The sequence below is a fragment of the Geodermatophilaceae bacterium NBWT11 genome (assembly GCA_014218215.1).
Classification (GTDB): Bacteria; Actinomycetota; Actinomycetes; order Mycobacteriales; family Geodermatophilaceae; genus Klenkia.
In genome coordinates, this window is the sequence record CP043652.1 from 2,568,427 (window position 1) to 2,586,034 (window position 17,608).

Here is a 17,608-nt window from a genome sequence, read left to right on the forward strand (position 1 = left end):
GCGCCGACGGTACGGCGGGAGGGCTCCGGGGCGCTCAGGGGTCACCCGTCAGGGTGATTCGCGGCCCAGCAGGGTCAGAGCCCGGGTCGACGCTGTCCGCACCGGCAGGCGTAGGTGCTCCCGTGGTCCAGCCACTCCGGCCCTGACCAGCGGAACCAGTGCAGGTGTGTCCTCTGCAGGATGCGCACCGCCTGCTCGCCTCCTGGTGGGTTCGATCACGGGCGGGTTCGCCCGGGGTGATCCTGCCTCCTCGCAGGGGACCCGGCTGCGTGGTCCCGCGGGGTGTCGCGGCCTGCCGCTCAGGGGTCGTCACTGGCAGTAGTCGGGTGTCAGGGGCCGGCGGGAGTGCGTGTTCACCTCCCGGCTACCCGAACGGGTGGGGCAGTCCACGATCCCTTGTCTTTGCTGTCACGGAGGGTCACTATTCGACCGGACCAGAGCTGAGGACCTGCACGTCAACGACGAGCACCCATCGAGCTCGACAGAAGTGGTCACGTGGAGTGAGAGGTCGGGGGAGATGCTCGCGGGTTCAGGTGGGGGTACACCGGGCGGTTCGCGGTCTGCTGCGGCGCTCACAGAGCGTGCGGTGTGGACGAGGACTGCGCGCCGCGCGGACCTGCGTGTCCTGACCACTCCCGTCACGCAGGTCCCGGGGACCCCGGCTCACGGGGCACCCGCGGCGCCCCGTGCCCTGCACCCCCCGGTCGGCGGCACCCCGCCGTGGGCCCGCCGGTACCTGGCCGCCCTCGTGGGTGGCGACGTCCTCCTCGGAGCAGCAGCCGGTGCGGTGCTCGTGGGTGAGGTCATGGCCACCCCGCGGAGCGCTCTCCTCTGGGCCTGCCTGCTGCTCCCGGTGCTGTGGCCGGCGCACGTCGCGCTCGCTGGCGGTTACGCCGCCCGGGTCGCTGCCCTGGGCCGGGAGGAGCTCTCCCGGGTGCTGCGGGCCGGCCTGGCCGCCCTCGCCCTCGTCGGGTTCGCCTCCTACGCCTTCGAGCTGGAGCTCTCCCGCCGTCTCGTCGTCCTGGTCCTGCCCGCCCTGGTGCTGGCCTCCCTGGTGCTGCGCTACGCGGCCCGAGCACGGCTGCGGGCCCTACGGCGCTCCGGGCGGTGCACCAAGCGGGTGCTCCTCGTGGGCCGCGGGCAGGCCGTGCTGAGCCTGGCGGAGCGGCTGGCCGCCGATCCGTCCTCCGGTCTCGTCGTCGTCGGCGCCTGCGTCACCGACCCCGACCGGCGGCACGTGGCCGGCGTCACCGGCCTGCCGGTGGCCGGTCTCGCGGACGTCGCGGCGACCGCTGCCGACCTCGGCGTGGACACCGTCGCGGTGACCAGTGCCAGCGAGACCGCGGCCGAGTACCTGCGCCGCCTGTCCTGGCAGCTCGAGGGGTCGGGCCTGGAGCTGCTGGTGGCGCCCGGTCTGATCGAGGTGGCCGGTCCGCGGCTGCACATCCGCCCGTTCGACGGGCTGCCGCTCCTCGCCGTCGAGCAGCCCCGGTTCGAGGGCTGGCGGCGCGTGGTGAAGGCCCTGGTGGACCGCGGCCTGGCCCTCGCGGCCCTGGTCGCCCTCGGGCCGCTGCTGATGGTGCTGGCCGTGGCGGTGCGCTGCGACAGCCCCGGCCCGGTGTTCTTCCGCCAGGAGCGGGTGGGCAAGGACGGCCACACGTTCTCGATGATCAAGTTCCGCAGCATGGTCGTGGACGCCGAGGTGCAGCTGGCCCGCCTGCGCGAGACCAACGAGTCCGACGGGCTGCTCTTCAAGATGCGGGCCGACCCCCGGATCACCCGCACGGGCCGGTGGCTCCGGCGCCTGTCCCTCGACGAGCTGCCCCAGCTCTTCAACGTCCTGGGCGGCTCGATGTCCCTGGTCGGCCCCCGACCGCCCCTGCCGGTCGAGGTGGCCCGCTACGACGGCTCGATCACCCGACGGCTGCTGGTCAAGCCGGGCCTGACCGGCCTGTGGCAGATCAGCGGTCGGAGCGACCTGTCATGGGAGGAGTCGGTCCGCCTGGACCTGCGCTACGTGGAGAACTGGTCCCTGGCCATGGACGCCTCGATCCTCTGGCGGACCACCCGTGCGGTCCTCTCCTCCTCCGGCGCCTACTAGCGCCCCCGGAGCCCCGGCCACTGCCGGCTCCGCACCCGCCTTCCCCCGAATCGACAGAGAAGCGAGACCAGCCATGCGCATCGCCCTGGTGGGCACCCGAGGGGTGCCTGCGGCCTACGGAGGGTTCGAGACCGCCATCGAGGAGGTGGGGCAGCGCCTCGTCCGCCGTGGGCACGACGTCGTCGTCTACTGCCGCACCACGCCCGACTCCCCGGCCGAGCTCCCCTCCACCCACCTCGGCATGGAGCTGGTGCACCTGCCGGCAGCCCGCAAGCGGGCTCTGGAGACGCTCTCGCACACGGCCCTGTCGGTGGCGCACCTGGTCACGCACCGCACCGACGCGGCGTTCGTCTTCAACGCCGCCAACGCGCCGCTGCTGCCGGTCCTGCGGGCCGCGCGGATCCCCGTCGCGACCCACGTGGACGGCCTGGAGTGGAAGCGCACCAAGTGGAGCGGCACCGGCAAGCGGTACTACCGCGCCGCCGAGTCCCTCGCCGTCCGCTGGTCGGACGCGCTGATCTCCGACGCCCAGGGCATCGCCGACTACTACACCGAGGAGTTCGGGGCGCCCACCGACCTCATCACCTACGGGGCTCCGATCATCGACCCGCCCGCCGACCGGCTGGCCGAGCTCGGCCTCACCGCCCGCGGCTACCACCTCGTCGTCGCCCGCTTCGAGCCCGAGAACCACGTCGCCGAGATCGTCGCCGGCTACGCCGCCAGCGGCGCCACCCACCCCCTCGTGGTCGTCGGCTCCGCGCCCTACTCCGACGAGTACACCCAGCGGGTGCACGGCCTCGGCGACGAGCGGGTGCGCTTCCTCGGCGGGGTCTGGGACCAGGAGCTGCTGGACGTCCTCTACGCCCACGCCACCTCCTACCTGCACGGTCACTCCGTCGGGGGCACCAACCCCTCGCTGCTGCGGGCGATCGGTGCCGGCGCGACCGTGCTGGCCTACGACGTCTCCTTCAACCGCGAGGTGCTCGGCATCTCCGGTCGCTACTTCTCCGGTGCCGACGACGTGCCGGCCCTGCTCGTGCGGGCCGAGAACGACCCCGAGAACGCCCGCAAGCGGGGCGCGCAGGCCCTCGAGCGGGCCGCGGCCTACGACTGGGACGTCGTGGCCGCCGCCTACGAGGACCTCGCGGTCCGGCTGGCGGCCCGGGCCTTCCCGCGTCGCCGTCCGGCCGGACGGCGAGCCCGCCAGGCCCTGCCCGTCCCGGTCGACCGTCCCGTGGCGCAGGACGGCCCCGCCGGCCTCCGGTCCGTCGCGTGACCGCCACCCTGCCGGCCCCGGCCCGCCCGTCGGCCGACGAGACCGTCCGCGACACCGTGCGCCGGCTCGCCGGAGCCCAGAAGGGCGCGCAGGGTGCGCCCGCGTACTCGCGCTTCGTCAACCGCCCGATGGGCCGGGTGCTGGCCGCCGTGGCCTTCCACCGCGGGCTGACCCCCGACGGCGTCACGGGCCTCAGCGCCGCCTGCAGTGCCGCCGGGCTGGCCCTGATCGCGCTCGCTCCGCACACCGTGCTGACCGGGGTGGCCGTGGCGGTCCTGCTGGTGCTCGGCTACGCCCTGGACTCCGCCGACGGCCAGCTGGCGCGGCTGCGCGGCGGCGGGTCGCCCGCGGGGGAGTGGCTCGACCACGCGGTCGACTCCGCCAAGGTCGTGGCGATCCACCTGTGCGTGCTGATCGGTCTCTACCGCACGGGTGAGCTCGCCCCCGGGTGGCTCCTGGTCCCGATCGGCTTCGCCCTCGTCGCCGTCGTCCACTTCTCCCTGACGCTGCTGAACGAGTCGCTGCGGGCCCAGCACGGTGCCCGCACCCGGGCGTCCCGCGGCCAGGGACGGCCCAGCGTGGTCCGTTCGCTGCTCGTCGCCCCCACCGACTACGGGGTGCTCTGCCTGGTCTTCCTCCTCCTGGGGGCGACGCCGGTGTTCCTCGCCGGTTACGGTCTGTTGGCAGTCGGCTCCGCCGGGTACGTGCTGCTGGCCCTGCCGCGGTGGCGGCGTGAGATGGCGGCCCTGGGCCGCCGGGACGGGACGACGTCGTGAGCTCTCCTGCTGCGTCTGCCCGCCGCCCCTCCCGACGACTGCTGGTGCTGCTCGGGCTCGGGGTCGTCGTCCTCGTCGTGCTGGTCGTGGCCCTCACCGGTCGCGGCGGCGGGGATGCGACCGGTCCGGCTGCGAGCGGGAGCAGTGCGGCTGCCGCGTCGTCCTCCGCGGCGTCGGGTTCGGCCCTACCTCCGCCGACCAACCCGCCCACCCCGGAGCCCACCGGCCCGACGGCCGACGCGACGGCCCTGCCGCCGACGCTGGACCCGGTCGGTCTCGACGACGAGGCCGCCGTCGGGGACGGGGTCACCGGACGGCTGGTCTCCATCGAGGCCGTGCAGGGCGACGGCGAGGGCGTCGGCAACGTCGACGGGCCGTCCCTGCTGGTGACCGTCGAGCTCACCAACGGCACCGACGGGCCGCTCTCCTTCGACGCCGCGGTGGTCGAGGCCTACACCGGTCCCGACCTCGCCCCGGCGACGCTCCTGGACGACGCGCAGGCCTCCCCGCTGCGGGGCACCGCCGCCCCGGGGGAGTCCCTGACCGGGAGCTACGTCTTCTTCGTGCCCGAGGACCAGCGGGACGACGTCACGGTGCAGATCGGCTACCAGGCAGGCGCGCCCTACCTGGTGTTCACCGGCAGCGCCTCCTGATTGGTCCGGCCACGCCCGGACCTCCGCTCCACCCCGGTTCCTGAACCGTTCCTGACTGCATCTCTTCAGTCACGCAGAGTCATGGACCCGCACCTTTGCGGTCGCCTGACCTGCAACTTCACTCGATCGAGGCGCGCTCACCCCTGGTGTTCCCGCGTCCGGTCACGCACAGTCAACGCCGATGCCGGGCGCCTGGGGGCATGCCGGCCTGCGAGATCGAAGGACCCATTGCGCACCACAGCACTGTCCGGCACCTGGCGCATCGCCGCCGCGGGCGTCCTCTCCCTTCTCCTCCTGCTCGGCTCGTTGGCCGGCGGCGCCCTCCCGGCGCGCGCCGACTCCATGCCCGTGGCGGACATGACGACCGGGAAGACCGCGCCGACCACGGTGACCGCCGACGCCCTGCCGACCACGCAGATCAACGGCGTCGTGTGGGACCAGGCGGTCGTCGGGAACACCGTCTACGTCGCCGGCCGGTTCACCACCGCCCGGCCGGCCGGGGCTGCCGCGGGCACGAGTGAGGTGTCGCGCAACAACCTGCTCGCCTACGACCTCCGCACCGGGGTGCTGGTCTCGTCGTTCAACCCCAACCTGAACGCCCAGGCGTGGAGCCTGGCCACCAGCCCGGACGGGCGGACGCTGTACGTCGGCGGTGAGTTCACCCGGGTCGGTACGGCCACCCGGAACCGGATCGCGGCCTTCGACACCGCCACGGGCGCCCTCACCTCCTTCGCCCCGAGCGTCTCCGGCGTCGTGAAGGCCATCGCCGCCACCTCCTCAGCCGTCTACTTCGGCGGCACGGTCTCCGCCGTCGGCAGCACGAGCCGCAGCCGCCTGGCGGCCGTCTCGCCGGCGGGCACCCTGCTGCCGTGGGCCCCGGTCCCCGGCGTCGGCCCGACCGACGGCAACTCGCTGCCGAACAACCCCACCCGCAACGCGCAGACCAGCAACGAGGTCAAGTCCATCGTCGTGACCGGGGGCGGCAGCCAGGTCGTCGTCGCCGGACACTTCTACACGCTCAACAACCAGCCCGCCTCGGGCGTCGGGGCCCTCGACGGCGCCACCGGTGCCACCCGGCCCTTCGCCATGGGCACGATCGTGACCAACCAGGGCGTCAACTCCGCGGTCTACAGCCTCTCCACCGACGGCACGAACGTCTACGGCACCGGCTACGACTACTACGGCCCCGGCAACCTGGAGGGCTCCTTCTCCGCCGCTGCCGACGGCGGTGCCCTGCAGTGGGTCAACGACTGCCACGGCGACACCTACTCCAGCGTCCCCTTCAACGGCGCGCTCTACATGGCCGGTCACCCGCACACCTGTGAGGCCATCGGCGGCTACCCCGAGCAGGACCCGCGGGTCAGCAAGTACGCCACCGCCGTCTCCTTGACCGCCGAGGGCACCAACGCCTGGGGCTTCAACGGTGCCCCGGCCCCCCAGCTGCTGCACTGGTACCCCGACCTCAACGTCGGCTCGGTCTCCGGGTCCTACCAGGCCGGCTGGGACGTCGCCGCCGCCGGTGACTACCTGCTCTACGGCGGGGAGTTCACCCGCGCCGGCAACACCGGCCAGCAGGGCCTGGTCCGCTTCGCGATGCCCACGGCCGCGCCGAACAAGGTCGGGCCCGTGTCCGACGCCGGCATCACCCCGACCGCGGTCTCGGTCGCCGCGGGGTCGGTCCGGGTCTCCTGGACCTCGGCCTACGACAACGACAACCAGCAGCTCACCTACCGCGTGACCCGGTCGGACAAGCCGAACGCCCCGGTCTACGAGACGACGGCTCCCTCCAGCTGGTGGAACCGGCCGGCCCTGGGCTTCGTCGACCGGACCGTGGTCGCGGGGACGAACTACACCTACCGCGTGGCCGTCAGCGACCCCTTCGGGAACACCACCACCCGGGGCAGCGTCACGGTGCGGGCCTCCTCGGCCGCCCTGTCCGACTACTCGACCCGGGTGCTCGCCGACGGCGCCACCGGCTACTGGCCGCTGGAGTCGCTGACCGGCAGCACGAGCTACGACTACGCCGGACTGTCCGACGTCACCGTCGCGCCCGGTCTGACCGCGGCCGCCGGGTCCCCGACGGGCACCACCTCCCTGTCCGGTGACGGCAGCACCGCCGCCCGCGGCACGGCCGGGGCCACGGGCGCCCGCACGGTCGCTCCCGACACGTTCAGCCTCGAGCTGTGGTTCAACACCACCACCACCGAGGGTGGCCGCCTGGCAGGCTTCGGCAACGCGGCCAACGGCGACAACGGCTCCTACGACCGTCACCTGTACCTCGACCGCCTGGGCGTCCTGCGCTTCGGCGTGTACCCCGGCAGCGTGCAGACGGTCAGCTCGCCGTCGGCGCTCAACGACGGGCGTTGGCACCATGTGGTCGCCGAGCTCTCCCCGGCCGGCCAGGTCCTCTACGTGGACGGCGTGCGGGTCGGCGCCAACAGCCGGGCCACCACGGGCCAGCCCTACACCGGCTTCTGGCAGGTCGGCGGCGGCAACATGGGCGGCTGGCTCGGCTCGGACGACTTCGAGTACACCGGTCAGCTGGCCCAGGTCGCCGTCTACCCGACCGCCCTGGACACCGCTGCGGTGCGAGCCCACTACACGGCCACCGGCCGGACCGTCGACGTCGTCGCGGCCCCGACCGACCCGTACGGTGCCGCTGTCGCCGCCGACGGGCCGACGACCTTCTGGCGCCTGGACGACGCGGCCGGCTCCGGGCGCGCCGCCGGTGTCAGCGAGAGCGGTGCCACCGGCACCTACACCGGGGACGTCACCCGACGCACCCCCGGTGTGTCGCTGCCGGGCACCACGTCCTCGGCCATCGACCTGGACGGCCGCGGCGGCTACGTCGTCGCCGACCAGCGGGTGGCCAACCCGACCACCTTCTCGACGGAGGTCTGGTTCAACACCACCTCCACCCAGGGTGGACGCATCATCGGCCTGGGCAACAGCCAGGACGCCTGGAGCCAGAACTACGACCGCTTCGTCTACATGTTCAGCGACGGCCGGGTGCGGTTCGGGGTCTGGGCGCCGGGTGAGGCGGTCATCGACAGCCAGCGCGCCTACAACGACGGGGACTGGCACCACGTGGTCGCCACCTTCGGCGCCGGCGGCATGGCCCTCTACGTCGACGGGGCCCTGGTCGGCACCAACACCAACACCTCGGTGGACGGCTACGACGGGTACTGGCGGCTGGGTTCGGACAACATCTGGGGCGGGGCAGCGACCGCGGCCTTCGACGGTCAGCTGGACGAGGCCGCGGTCTACGACCGGGCACTCACCCAGCAGCAGGTGAGCGCGCACTTCGCGGCCGCCGCGCAGACGGCGACGGTCGCCCCGACCCGGCCGGCCGACGCCTACGGGGCTGCGGTGTACGACTCCAACCCCACCCTGTTCTGGCGGATGGACGACACCAGCGGCAGCGCGGCCGCGGCCGCGGCGCCCGCCGGTGGCCGTGGCACCTACGCCGGGGGTCCCGGTCTCGGGGCCACCGGCCCCCAGCTCGCCGGGACGTCCGCCAACCGGGCGGTCGCCTTCGACGGGACCGACGACGGGCTCTACAGCCGTACTCCTGTCGCCAACCCGACCTCCTTCACCACGGAGCTGTGGTTCAGCACCACCTCCACCCGGGGCGGGAAGCTGATCGGGTTCGGGGACCGCCAGACCGGTCTGAGCGGCAACTACGACCGGCACGTCTACCTCGAACCGTCCGGCCAGGTGAGCTTCGGTGCCTACACGGGGCAGACGAACATCGTGACCACCCCGGCCGCGTACAACGACGGTCAGTGGCACCAGGTCGTGGCCTCCATGGGTGCCGACGGCATGCGGCTCTACGTCGACGGGGCCCTGGTCGGCTCCAACGGCAACACCGGGGCGCAGGCCTACACCGGGTACTGGCGGGTCGGCGGTGACTCCAGCTGGTCCGGCGACCCCTACGTCGCCGCCACGATCGACGAGGTCGCCGTCTACGACCGGCAGCTCTCGGCGACCGAGGTCAGCACCCACCACCGGGCCTCCGGTCTGGGTCCGGACGCCGTGCCGGTCTCCCGGTTCACCTCGACGGTGGACGAGCTCGCCGTGGTCGTCGACGGCTCGACGTCCGCCGACGTGGAGGGCCCCATCGCCTCCTACGCCTGGGACTTCGGGGACGGCACCACGGCCACCGGCACCCCGGTGTCCCACCGGTACGCCACCGCAGGTGACCACCAGGTGACGCTCACGGTCACCGACTCGAAGGGCCAGCGGGCCACCTCGACCCAGACGGTGACCACCACCGCTCCCGTGCCGAACTCAGCACCCGTGGCGTCGTTCACCGACACCACGGACGCGCTGGCGGTCTCCCTCGACGGCACCGGCTCCTCCGACACCGACGGTGCCGTGGCCACCTGGGCCTGGGACTTCGGCGACGGTTCCACCGGGACGGGCGCGACGGTGAGCCACACCTACGCGGCCGAGGGCACCTTCGTCGTCCGGCTGACCGTGACCGACGACGACGGCGCCTCCACGACGGTGACCCGCTCGATCACGGTCACCGCACCGAACGAGGCGCCCACCGCCGTGGCGACGGTGACCCCGACCTTCCTGGCCGTGGCCGCCGACGGCCGGTCCTCGGTCGACCCGGACGGGTCGATCGCCTCCTGGGCGTGGGAGTTCGGCGACGGCGCCGTGGCCACCGGGTCGACCGCGACGCACACCTACTCCGGGGCCGGCACCTACACCGTGACCCTCACCGTCACCGACGACGAGGGTGCGACCGGTCGCACCACCAGCAGCGTGACCGTGGCACCGCAGCCGCCGCCGAACCAGGCGCCGACCGCGGCCTTCACGGCACCGGTCACCGACCGCACGGTGCAGGTGGACGGCAGGACCTCCACCGACTCCGACGGCCAGGTCGCGACCTGGGCCTGGACCTTCGGGGACGGGGCCTCGGCCACCGGCGCCACCGCGTCGCACACCTACACCGCGGCGGGCACCTACACGGTGACCCTGACGGTCACCGACGACGACGGCGCCACCGCCGTCCTGAGTCGGGACGTCGTCGCCACGGACCCGCCCAACCAGGCGCCGACCGCGGGTGCCAGCGTGCAGGGCGCCGGGCTGGACGTCACCGTGGACGGCCGCACCTCCGCTGACGCGGACGGCCGGGTCGTGGCGTGGGCCTGGACGTTCGGGGACGGGGCCTCGGCCACCGGTGCCACCGCGTCGCACACCTACGCCGCGGCGGGCACCTACACGGTGACCCTGACGGTCACCGACGACCGTGGGGCCACCGGCTCCACGACCCGCTCGGTCACCGTCAGCCCGGCCGCCCCGGCCGTCCTCGCCTCCGACGCCTTCGGGCGGACGGTGACCGGGGGCCTGGGTCAGGCCGACACCGGTGGCGCATGGGTCGCCAGCTACGGCGCGGCCCGGTTGTCGGTGACGCCGGGGGTGGCCCAGCTGGCGCTGACGTCGCCGACCAACCAGACCGGTGCCTACCTGGCGGGGGTCTCCTCCACGGCCGTGGACCTGCGGACGTCGGTGGCGCTGTCCGGCCCGGTCACCGGCGGTGGCACCACCGTCTACGTGGCAGGCCGCCGGGTGGGGCTGAACCAGGAGTACCGGCTGCGCCTGCGCTTCCAGTCCAACGGAGCGGTCGGGGTGGCCGTGACGCGGCTGGCCGGCTCCGCGACGGAGACCCTGATCGGCGGCGAGGTGACCCTGCCGGGTCGCTACACCGCGGGCCAGGTCCTCCAGGTGGACCTGCGGGTCTCCGGTTCGGGGACCACCACGGTGAGCGGTTCGGTCTGGGCCGACGGGGCGACCGCTCCGGTGACGCCCACGGTGACCCGGACCGACACCACCGCGTCGCTGCAGGCGCCGGGCTCGGTGGGTCTCACGGCCTACCTGTCTGGTTCGGCGACCAACGGGACCGTCGCACGGTTCGGCGCACTCACGGTGACCGAGCTGCGCTGACCGTCCGTCACCGTCATCCGGGCGGCACCGACCCCAGGGTCGGTGCCGCCCGGACCCGTCTCCGCTGTCCCCTGACCGGGTGACCGCGGGCAGGTGCCACTCGGACGGGGCTACCGAGAGTGACCTGCAGCGGTCATGATGGGTCGCCGACGGACCCACCCGTCGGTTCGCGCTCACGGATGGTGACTGAACGGTGTCTTTCTCCTCGCGTCGGACGTGGCTCTCCCGCCTCCTGGCCGTGTCCGTCGTCGGCCTCGTCGTCGCGGCCACCCCGTCCATCGCGACCGCCGCCGAGCAGCCCTCGGCGGGCGCTCCGCCTGCCGCGGCGACCACGGTGGCCGCGGACGGACTCCCGACGGTCCAGATCGACGGCGTGGTCTGGTCCCAGACGGTCGTCGGCACCACCGTCTACGTTGCCGGGCGCTTCGCCAACGCGCGGCCTGCCGGCGCCGCACCGGGCACCTCCCTGGTGCCCCGGGCCAACCTGCTGGCCTACGACATCCGCACCGGCGTGCTCGTCCCCGGGTGGGCCCCGTCGCTGAACGCCCAGGCGTTGACGATCACCGCGTCCCCGGACGGGTCGCGCATCTACGTGGGCGGTGACTTCACCACCGTCGACGGCCAGACCGCCCGGCGCATCGCAGCCCTGGACCCGACGACCGGTGCTCTGGTCCCGGACTTCCGGCCGGCCGTGACGGCGTCCGTGCGGGCCATCGTCGCCACCGCCGACACCGTGTACGTCGGCGGTGACTTCAACGCGGTGGGCAGCGCCTCGCGCCTGCGTCTGGCGGCGTTCGACCCGGCCGGGCAGCTCCTGCCGTGGGCCCCCGGCACCGGCGTCGGCCGCAACCGCGACGGCAGCGTCGCCGCCGGTGCCGGCGTGAGCGCGCTCGCCCTGGTCGGCGACCAGCTGGTCGTCGGCGGTCGGTTCGGCTCCATCAACGGCACGGCGACCAGCGGCGTGGGTGCGGTCTCGGCGACCACCGGGGAGGTCCGCCCCTTCGCGGTCGGGCAGCGCATCACCAACCAGGGTGACGACTCCGGCGTGACCAGCCTGACCACCGACGGCACCACCGTGTGGATCGGCGCCTACGACTTCTCCGGGCCGGGCAACGCCGAGGGGGTCGTGGCCGCCCGGGTGGCCGACGGCTCGCTCGTGTGGGACGCGGACTGCCGCGGTGACACCTACTCCACCTTCCCCGTGGGGGGAGCGGTCTACGTCGCCGGCCACCCGCACGTCTGCAGCAACATCGGCGGGTTCCCCGAGGTGACCCCCCGGGTCAGCCGCTTCGGGATCGCCTACTCGCAGGCGACCACCGGGACGGTGGGCACCGGGACGTGGGGCAACACGGCCTTCCGCGGTGCCCCCGCCCCCTCGGTGCTGGACTGGTACCCGACCATCACCCCCGGCACCTTCACGGGGCAGGGCCAGGCCGGTTGGAGCGTCACCGGCACCTCGGAGTACGTGCTCTACGGCGGGGAGTTCCCCCGGGTGAACTCCGTCGGCCAACAGGGCCTCGTGCGGTTCGCCGTCCGATCGCTGGCACCGAACCGGATCGGCCCGGTGGCCGGGAGCCTGGCCACCCCCACCGTGACCGCAGGCGGGGCCGGCGTCCTCTCGGTCGGCGTCACCACGACGTCCGACAGGGACGACCGGAACCTGACCTACTCCCTGTACCGGGACGGTGACACGGCCACCCCGGTCGCCACCCAGGTCGTGGACTCGATCTTCACCACCCCCCGCACCGTCACCCTCCACGACCGGGGGCTGGCGCCGTCGTCGACGCACACCTACGTCGTCCGCGCCCAGGACGCCTGGGGCAACACGGTCACCAGCCCGTCGTCGTCGGGCACGGTGAGTGCCGAGCCGCTGCCGTCGGCCTACACGCAGACCGTGCTGGCCGACGGCGCGACCTCGGCCTGGCCACTGGGCTTCCTCACCGGTTCCACGAGCGGTGACGCCACCGGGGCCGCGCCCCTGACCGTCGGCTCGGGCGTGACCCGGCAGGCGACCGGGGCGGTCGCCGGCGACGCCGGCGGGGCCTTCGCGCTCGGCGGCACCGCGTCCTCCCGGATGGTCGCCGGGGCTGCCCAGGGTGCCCGCAGCGCGCCGCAGACCTTCTCGCTGGAGTTGTGGTTCTCGACCACGGCGACCACGGGCGGGCGGCTGGCCGGGTTCGGCAACTCGGCCACCGGCAGCAACACCAGCTACGACCGGCAGGTCTACCTCGACGCCGCCGGCCGGGTCCTCTTCGGCGTCTCGAGCGGGAGCCGGCAGGTGTTGGCCAGCCAGGCCGCCTACAACGACGGGGGATGGCACCACGTCGTGGCCTCGCTCGGGCCACCGGGACCTCGCTCTGGGTGGACGGCGTCCTCGTCGGCACCGCACCCGCCGTGACGTCGGCTGCGGCCTACGCCGGCTGGTGGCAGATCGGCGGCGGACCGCTGAGCAACTGGCCCAGCGCCGGCGCCACCGACCTCGTCGGCGCGGTCGACGCCGTCGCGGTGTACCCGACGGTGCTCGACCAGGCCACGGTGCGGGCCCACGTCGGGGCCGCCGGGGCGACCGGGCGGTGGACCTCGCCGCCCGCCGACCCCTACGGGGCCGCGGTGTTCGCCGACCGGCCGTCGCTGTCCTGGCGGCTGGACGAGTCGTCGGGCACCCGGGTCGCCGGTTCCCAGCCCGCCGGGGACGGCGGCACGGGCGTGCTCCTGGGCGGGCCGTCGCTGGGCGCGGCGGGTGCCACGGACACCCCCGGCCGGGCGGCGGGCACGGCCCTGGCCCTGGACGGCAGCAACGACGTCCTCGCCACGGTGGCCTCGGCCGCGGCTCCGGGCACGTCCTCCCAGGAGCTGTGGTTCGCCACGACGACCACCCGCGGCGGCGGCCTGATCGGCTTCGGCAGTTCCCAGAGCGGGACGTCGAGCACCGCCGACCGGGTGCTCGCGATGCGCACGGACGGGCGACTGAGCTACACCGCCAGTTCGTCGCTCGTGAGCACCCTCACGGTCACCTCGAGCTCGGCGTACAACGACGGGCGGTGGCACCACGCCGTCATCAGCACCGGGGCCGCCGGCACCGTGCTCTACGTCGACGGGCGGGCAGTGGCCACCGACTCGCGCACCGTGGGCCGGTCGATGACCGGGTGGTGGCGGGTCGGCGGTGACCGGGGCACGACAGCGACCGGCACGTGGTTCGCCGGTCGCGTCGACGACGTCGCCGTCTACCCGACGGCTCTGTCCGCGGCCCAGGTCGCGGCGCACTGGGCCGCAGCGCAGGTGGTGCCCAACCGGGCCCCGACCGCGTCGTTCACCGCGACGGCCGCCGACCTCTCCGCGACCGTCGACGCCCGTGCCTCCTCGGACTCCGACGGCTCCGTCGTCGGCTGGGCGTGGGACTTCGGCGACGGCGGCACCGCCACCGGGGCCACGGCCACCCACACCTGGTCGACCGCAGGGGACTTCGTGGTGACGCTCACGGTCACCGACGACGACGGGGCCACGGCCACCACGACGCGCACGGTCACGGCGAGCCTGCCGGTCAACCGGGCCCCGACCGCGGCCTTCACCGCGTCCTCCACCGACCTCACCGTGGCCCTCGACGGGTCCGGGTCGACGGACCCGGACGGCGTCGTGACCGGCTTCTCGTGGGACCTGGGCGACGGGACCACGGCCGTGGGGCCGCAGGTGCAGCACGCCTACCGGGCACCGGGGGACTACCCCGTCGTGCTGACCGTGACCGACGACCGCGGGGCGACCGCCCGGACGACACGTCAGCTGACGGTCACCGCGCCCGCCGTCTGGACCGTCGCCTCCGACGCCTTCGCGCGCACCACGAGCGGAGGACTGGGGACGGCCGACGTGGGCGGGCCCTGGAGCTCGCTGAGCGGCGCCAGCCGCACCTCCACCGCCGACGGCGCGGCCGGTTTCGCGCTGACCGCGCCCGGGACCGCGGCTGCGGCCCACCTGGGGCTCGTCTCGGTCCCCGGCGTGGAGGTCGCCACGTCGGTCTCGGTGGCCACGGCACCGACCGGCGGAGGCACCTACGCCTACGTGACGGGCCGCCGGGTGGGCCCGGACCTGGAGTACCGCCTGCGGCTGCGCTTCCTGCCCGACGGCTCCGTGCGGGCCGGGGTCACCCGGCTCGCCGGCAGCGCCAGCGAGACGCTCCTGGGAGCGGAGACCACCGTGGCCACGGGTCTGGCCCCGGGTGCCCGCCTGCAGGTGCGCCTGCAGGTCACCGGGGTGGGGACCACGGCCGTCACGGCCAGCGTCTGGGCCGACGGCGGCGCCGCGCCGGTGACCCCGTCGCTGAGCCGGACCGACACCACGGCGGCGCTCCAGGCGGCCGGGAGCGTGGGCCTGGGGTCCTACCTGACCAGCTCGTCGACCGCGGCCACCGCGGTCCGGTTCGGGCCGTTGCGCGCCAACGGGCTGGCGTGACCGGAGCCCCCACGTCCTCCCGCACGGCGTCGCGACCCGACCGGGCCTCCGGTCGCGGCCGCCTCGTCGGCGCTCTGGTGGGCCAGGGCACGTTGGCCGCCTCCGGTCTGCTGTTGCAGGTGGTGGCCGCGCGGGAGCTCGGTGCTGCCGGGCTGGCCGCGTTCTCCGTCGGCTACGGCGCGATCGTGCTGGCCACGTCGGTGAACAGCGGGCTGGTCGGGGACTCCCTGACCGTCCTGGACCGGCACCAGCACGGCGTGCGGGCCGCGTTGCACGTGCTCGCCCTCGGGGTGGCCGTCGTCGCCGGACTGGTCGGCGGGGTCGCAGCAGCCCTGGCCGGGTGGGGGGGTGTGGCTGCCGGGCTCTGGGTGGGGCTCGCCGCGCTGGCCTTCGTGCTGGAGGACGTGCTGAGGCGGCTGCTCATGGCGGCCGGGCGGTACTGGCGGCTCCCCGCGGTCGACCTCGGAGGGGCCGCGGTCTCCCTGGCGGTCGTCGTGGCCCTCGCCCCCGGTGGCGTGGGTCTGGTCGACCTGTTCGCGGCCCTGGCGGTCGGGCAGACCACGTCGGTGGTGGTGGCCCTCGTGCTGCTGCCCCGCGGCGAGCGACCGGGGGGTCCCTGGCGAGGGGGTGACCTGCGTCCGGTGGTCGCCTTCGGTGCGTGGCGGGCCGCCGGCCAGGCGGTGCGCCCCGGCACGCTCACGCTGGTCCGGGTGGTCGTCATCGGGGCAGCCGGAGCCGCCGCCTACGGCCCCGTCGAGGCCGCCCGCGTGCTCACCGCGCCCACCCTCGTGCTGGTGGCCGGGGTCGGGTCCTTCCTGCTGCCCTGGTTCGCCGCGGCCCGGGACCGCCCGCAGCAGGAGCTGCTCCGGCGTGCCGACCGGGCCGCGGTGGCCGCTGCCGGAGCGACCGCGCTGGTCGTCGTGGGCACCGTGGCGCTGCTGCCCTGGCTGGGGCCCCTGCTGTCGGGCGGGGAGTACGCGGTGCCCCTGGTCGCCGTCCTCGGGTGGGGGCTCTACGCCGTCACCGGTGCGGTCCTGCTGCCCTACGCCGGCCTGGCCTCGGTCCACCGCGCGCAGCGGGCCGTGCTGGGCTGGCGGGTCGTCGAGCTGACGGCGCTGCTGGGAGTCGCGGCCGTCGTGCTCGTCCACCCCGGGGCGGCTGCGGCGGCGCCGGCCGTCCTGGCGGCCGGCCCGCTGCTCGCTGCGGTCGGTGTCCGGTGGCGGGTCCTGGTGCCCCGGGTCCGGACCGCGCGGGTCTAGACCGTCGGGTCCTGCCCGCGTCCGGGGGCGGCCGTCCCGACCACCTGCGCCACGATGGCGTCCCGGTAGCGCTGCAGCCCGAAGCGCTCCCGGGCCGAGCGGTTGCCGGCCCGGGCCAGGTGGTCGGCGGACCCGGGGTCGGTGAGCAGCTGGTGGACGGCGTCGGCGAGAGCCGCCGGGTCGTCGGCCGGCACGGACCGGCCGGTGACCCCGTCGGTCACGATCTCGCGCAGGCCCTGGACCGCGCTGGCCACCACCGGCCGCAACGCCAGCTGGCCCTCGACCGCCACGTTCCCGAAGGGCTCGGCGCGCGAGGGCACCAGCACCACGTCGGCCGCGGCGAGCGCCGGCCAGGTCGGTGAGGTGTACCCGGCCAGGTGCACGTGACCGGCCAGGTCGGGGCGGGCGGCCCGGTCGCGGAGCTGCTCCTCGAACCACTCGTAGCCGGGGAAGACGGTGCCGCACAGCTGCAGCTCGACGTCCACCCCGCGGGCCCGGAGCAGTGCGGTGGCCTCCACGGCGACGTCGCTGCCCTTGCGCGGGGCCAGCCGGCCGACCAGGACGAGCCGGGCCGGCCCGTCGCTGCGGGCGGGGGCGCTGGGCGCCTCCGGGGGGCCGGCGACGCCGTTGTGCACCACCCGGGTGCGGCGGGCCAGTTGCGGGACCGCGCCGAGCAGGGCCTCCGCGGCGGCGTGGCTGTTGACCACGACCCGGTGGGCCAGCAGCAGGGGGGCGTTGAGCACCCACCGCTGCCACCGCGGGAGGTCGGTCTCCGCCTCGTGCACGTGCACCAGGACGGGGACGCGGGCGAGACGGCACAGCGGCAACCACGCCGGCAGCGTCACGGTGTTGACGTAGACGACGTCCGCCGCGGTGCGGCGGAGCAGCCGCCAGGCCGGCGGGCTGGAGGTGAGCACGGACCGGACGAGGGTGAGGGCACCACGCGGACGCAGCAACGACTTGCGAAGCACGGGCACGGGCAGCACGACGACGGTGGCGCCGGCGGCGGCCAGGCGTGCGGTCAGCGGGCCCTCGCCGGGGAGGGTGACCGTGACGGAGCAGCCGGCCGCGGTCAGGGCGGCGACGCTCTCCACCAGCTGGAGGTCCGATCCGTACAGGTCTGCCGAGGGGTGCGCGACCAGCAC

Annotated in this window: 9 protein-coding genes; 8 read left to right on the top strand and 1 reads right to left on the bottom strand. The window is 74.7% G+C overall.

Annotated elements, in window-relative coordinates; translation table 11 throughout:
• Positions 1-517 precede the first annotated feature (517 nt).
• The 8 genes from F1C76_12295 to F1C76_12330 all read left to right on the top strand — a co-directional run bounded on the left by F1C76_12295 (position 518) and on the right by F1C76_12330 (position 16,463).
• The gene (locus F1C76_12295; GenBank protein QNG37264.1) at positions 518-2,101 is read left to right on the top strand and encodes a sugar transferase; all 1,584 of its coding nucleotides are present in this window, start codon (positions 518-520) and stop codon (positions 2,099-2,101) included.
• A gap of 73 nt (positions 2,102-2,174) precedes the next feature.
• Positions 2,175-3,377 carry a glycosyltransferase family 1 protein gene (locus F1C76_12300; protein ID QNG37265.1) on the top strand — a complete coding sequence of 401 codons (1,203 nt, stop codon included), beginning with the start codon at positions 2,175-2,177 and terminating at the stop codon, positions 3,375-3,377.
• The gene (locus tag F1C76_12305) at positions 3,374-4,153 is read left to right on the top strand and encodes a CDP-alcohol phosphatidyltransferase family protein (GenBank protein QNG37266.1); all 780 of its coding nucleotides are present in this window, start codon (positions 3,374-3,376) and stop codon (positions 4,151-4,153) included. The genes F1C76_12300 and F1C76_12305 overlap by 4 nt, the downstream gene beginning before the upstream one ends.
• Entirely contained in the window at positions 4,150-4,806 is a 657-nt protein-coding gene (locus F1C76_12310) for a hypothetical protein (GenBank protein ID QNG37267.1), read from the top strand. The genes F1C76_12305 and F1C76_12310 overlap by 4 nt, the downstream gene beginning before the upstream one ends.
• Before the next feature lie 228 nt (positions 4,807-5,034).
• Entirely contained in the window at positions 5,035-10,761 is a 5,727-nt protein-coding gene (locus tag F1C76_12315; GenBank protein ID QNG37268.1) for a PKD domain-containing protein, read from the top strand.
• Between the two features lie 238 nt (positions 10,762-10,999).
• Entirely contained in the window at positions 11,000-13,159 is a 2,160-nt protein-coding gene (locus tag F1C76_12320) for a hypothetical protein (GenBank protein ID QNG37269.1), read from the top strand.
• Positions 13,156-15,204 (top strand): PKD domain-containing protein, encoded by a 2,049-nt coding sequence (locus F1C76_12325; GenBank protein QNG37270.1) that lies wholly within the window; start codon positions 13,156-13,158, stop codon positions 15,202-15,204. Before F1C76_12320 ends, F1C76_12325 begins: the two co-directional genes overlap by 4 nt.
• A gap of 74 nt (positions 15,205-15,278) precedes the next feature.
• Positions 15,279-16,463 (top strand): hypothetical protein, encoded by a 1,185-nt coding sequence (locus F1C76_12330; GenBank protein ID QNG39206.1) that lies wholly within the window; start codon positions 15,279-15,281, stop codon positions 16,461-16,463.
• Here the strand turns inward: F1C76_12330 and F1C76_12335 are convergent.
• Complete coding sequence (locus tag F1C76_12335) at positions 16,460-17,608, bottom strand: glycosyltransferase (GenBank protein QNG39205.1); 1,149 nt, start codon at positions 17,606-17,608, stop codon at positions 16,460-16,462. The genes F1C76_12330 and F1C76_12335 overlap by 4 nt on opposite strands.

Excerpts from the sequence above, each read along its gene's own strand:
- F1C76_12295 (QNG37264.1), top strand. The coding sequence starts at position 518 with ATGCTCGCGGGTTCAGGTGGGGGTACACCGGGCGGTTCGCGGTCTGCT.
- F1C76_12300 (QNG37265.1), top strand. The coding sequence starts at position 2,175 with ATGCGCATCGCCCTGGTGGGCACCCGAGGGGTGCCTGCGGCCTACGGA.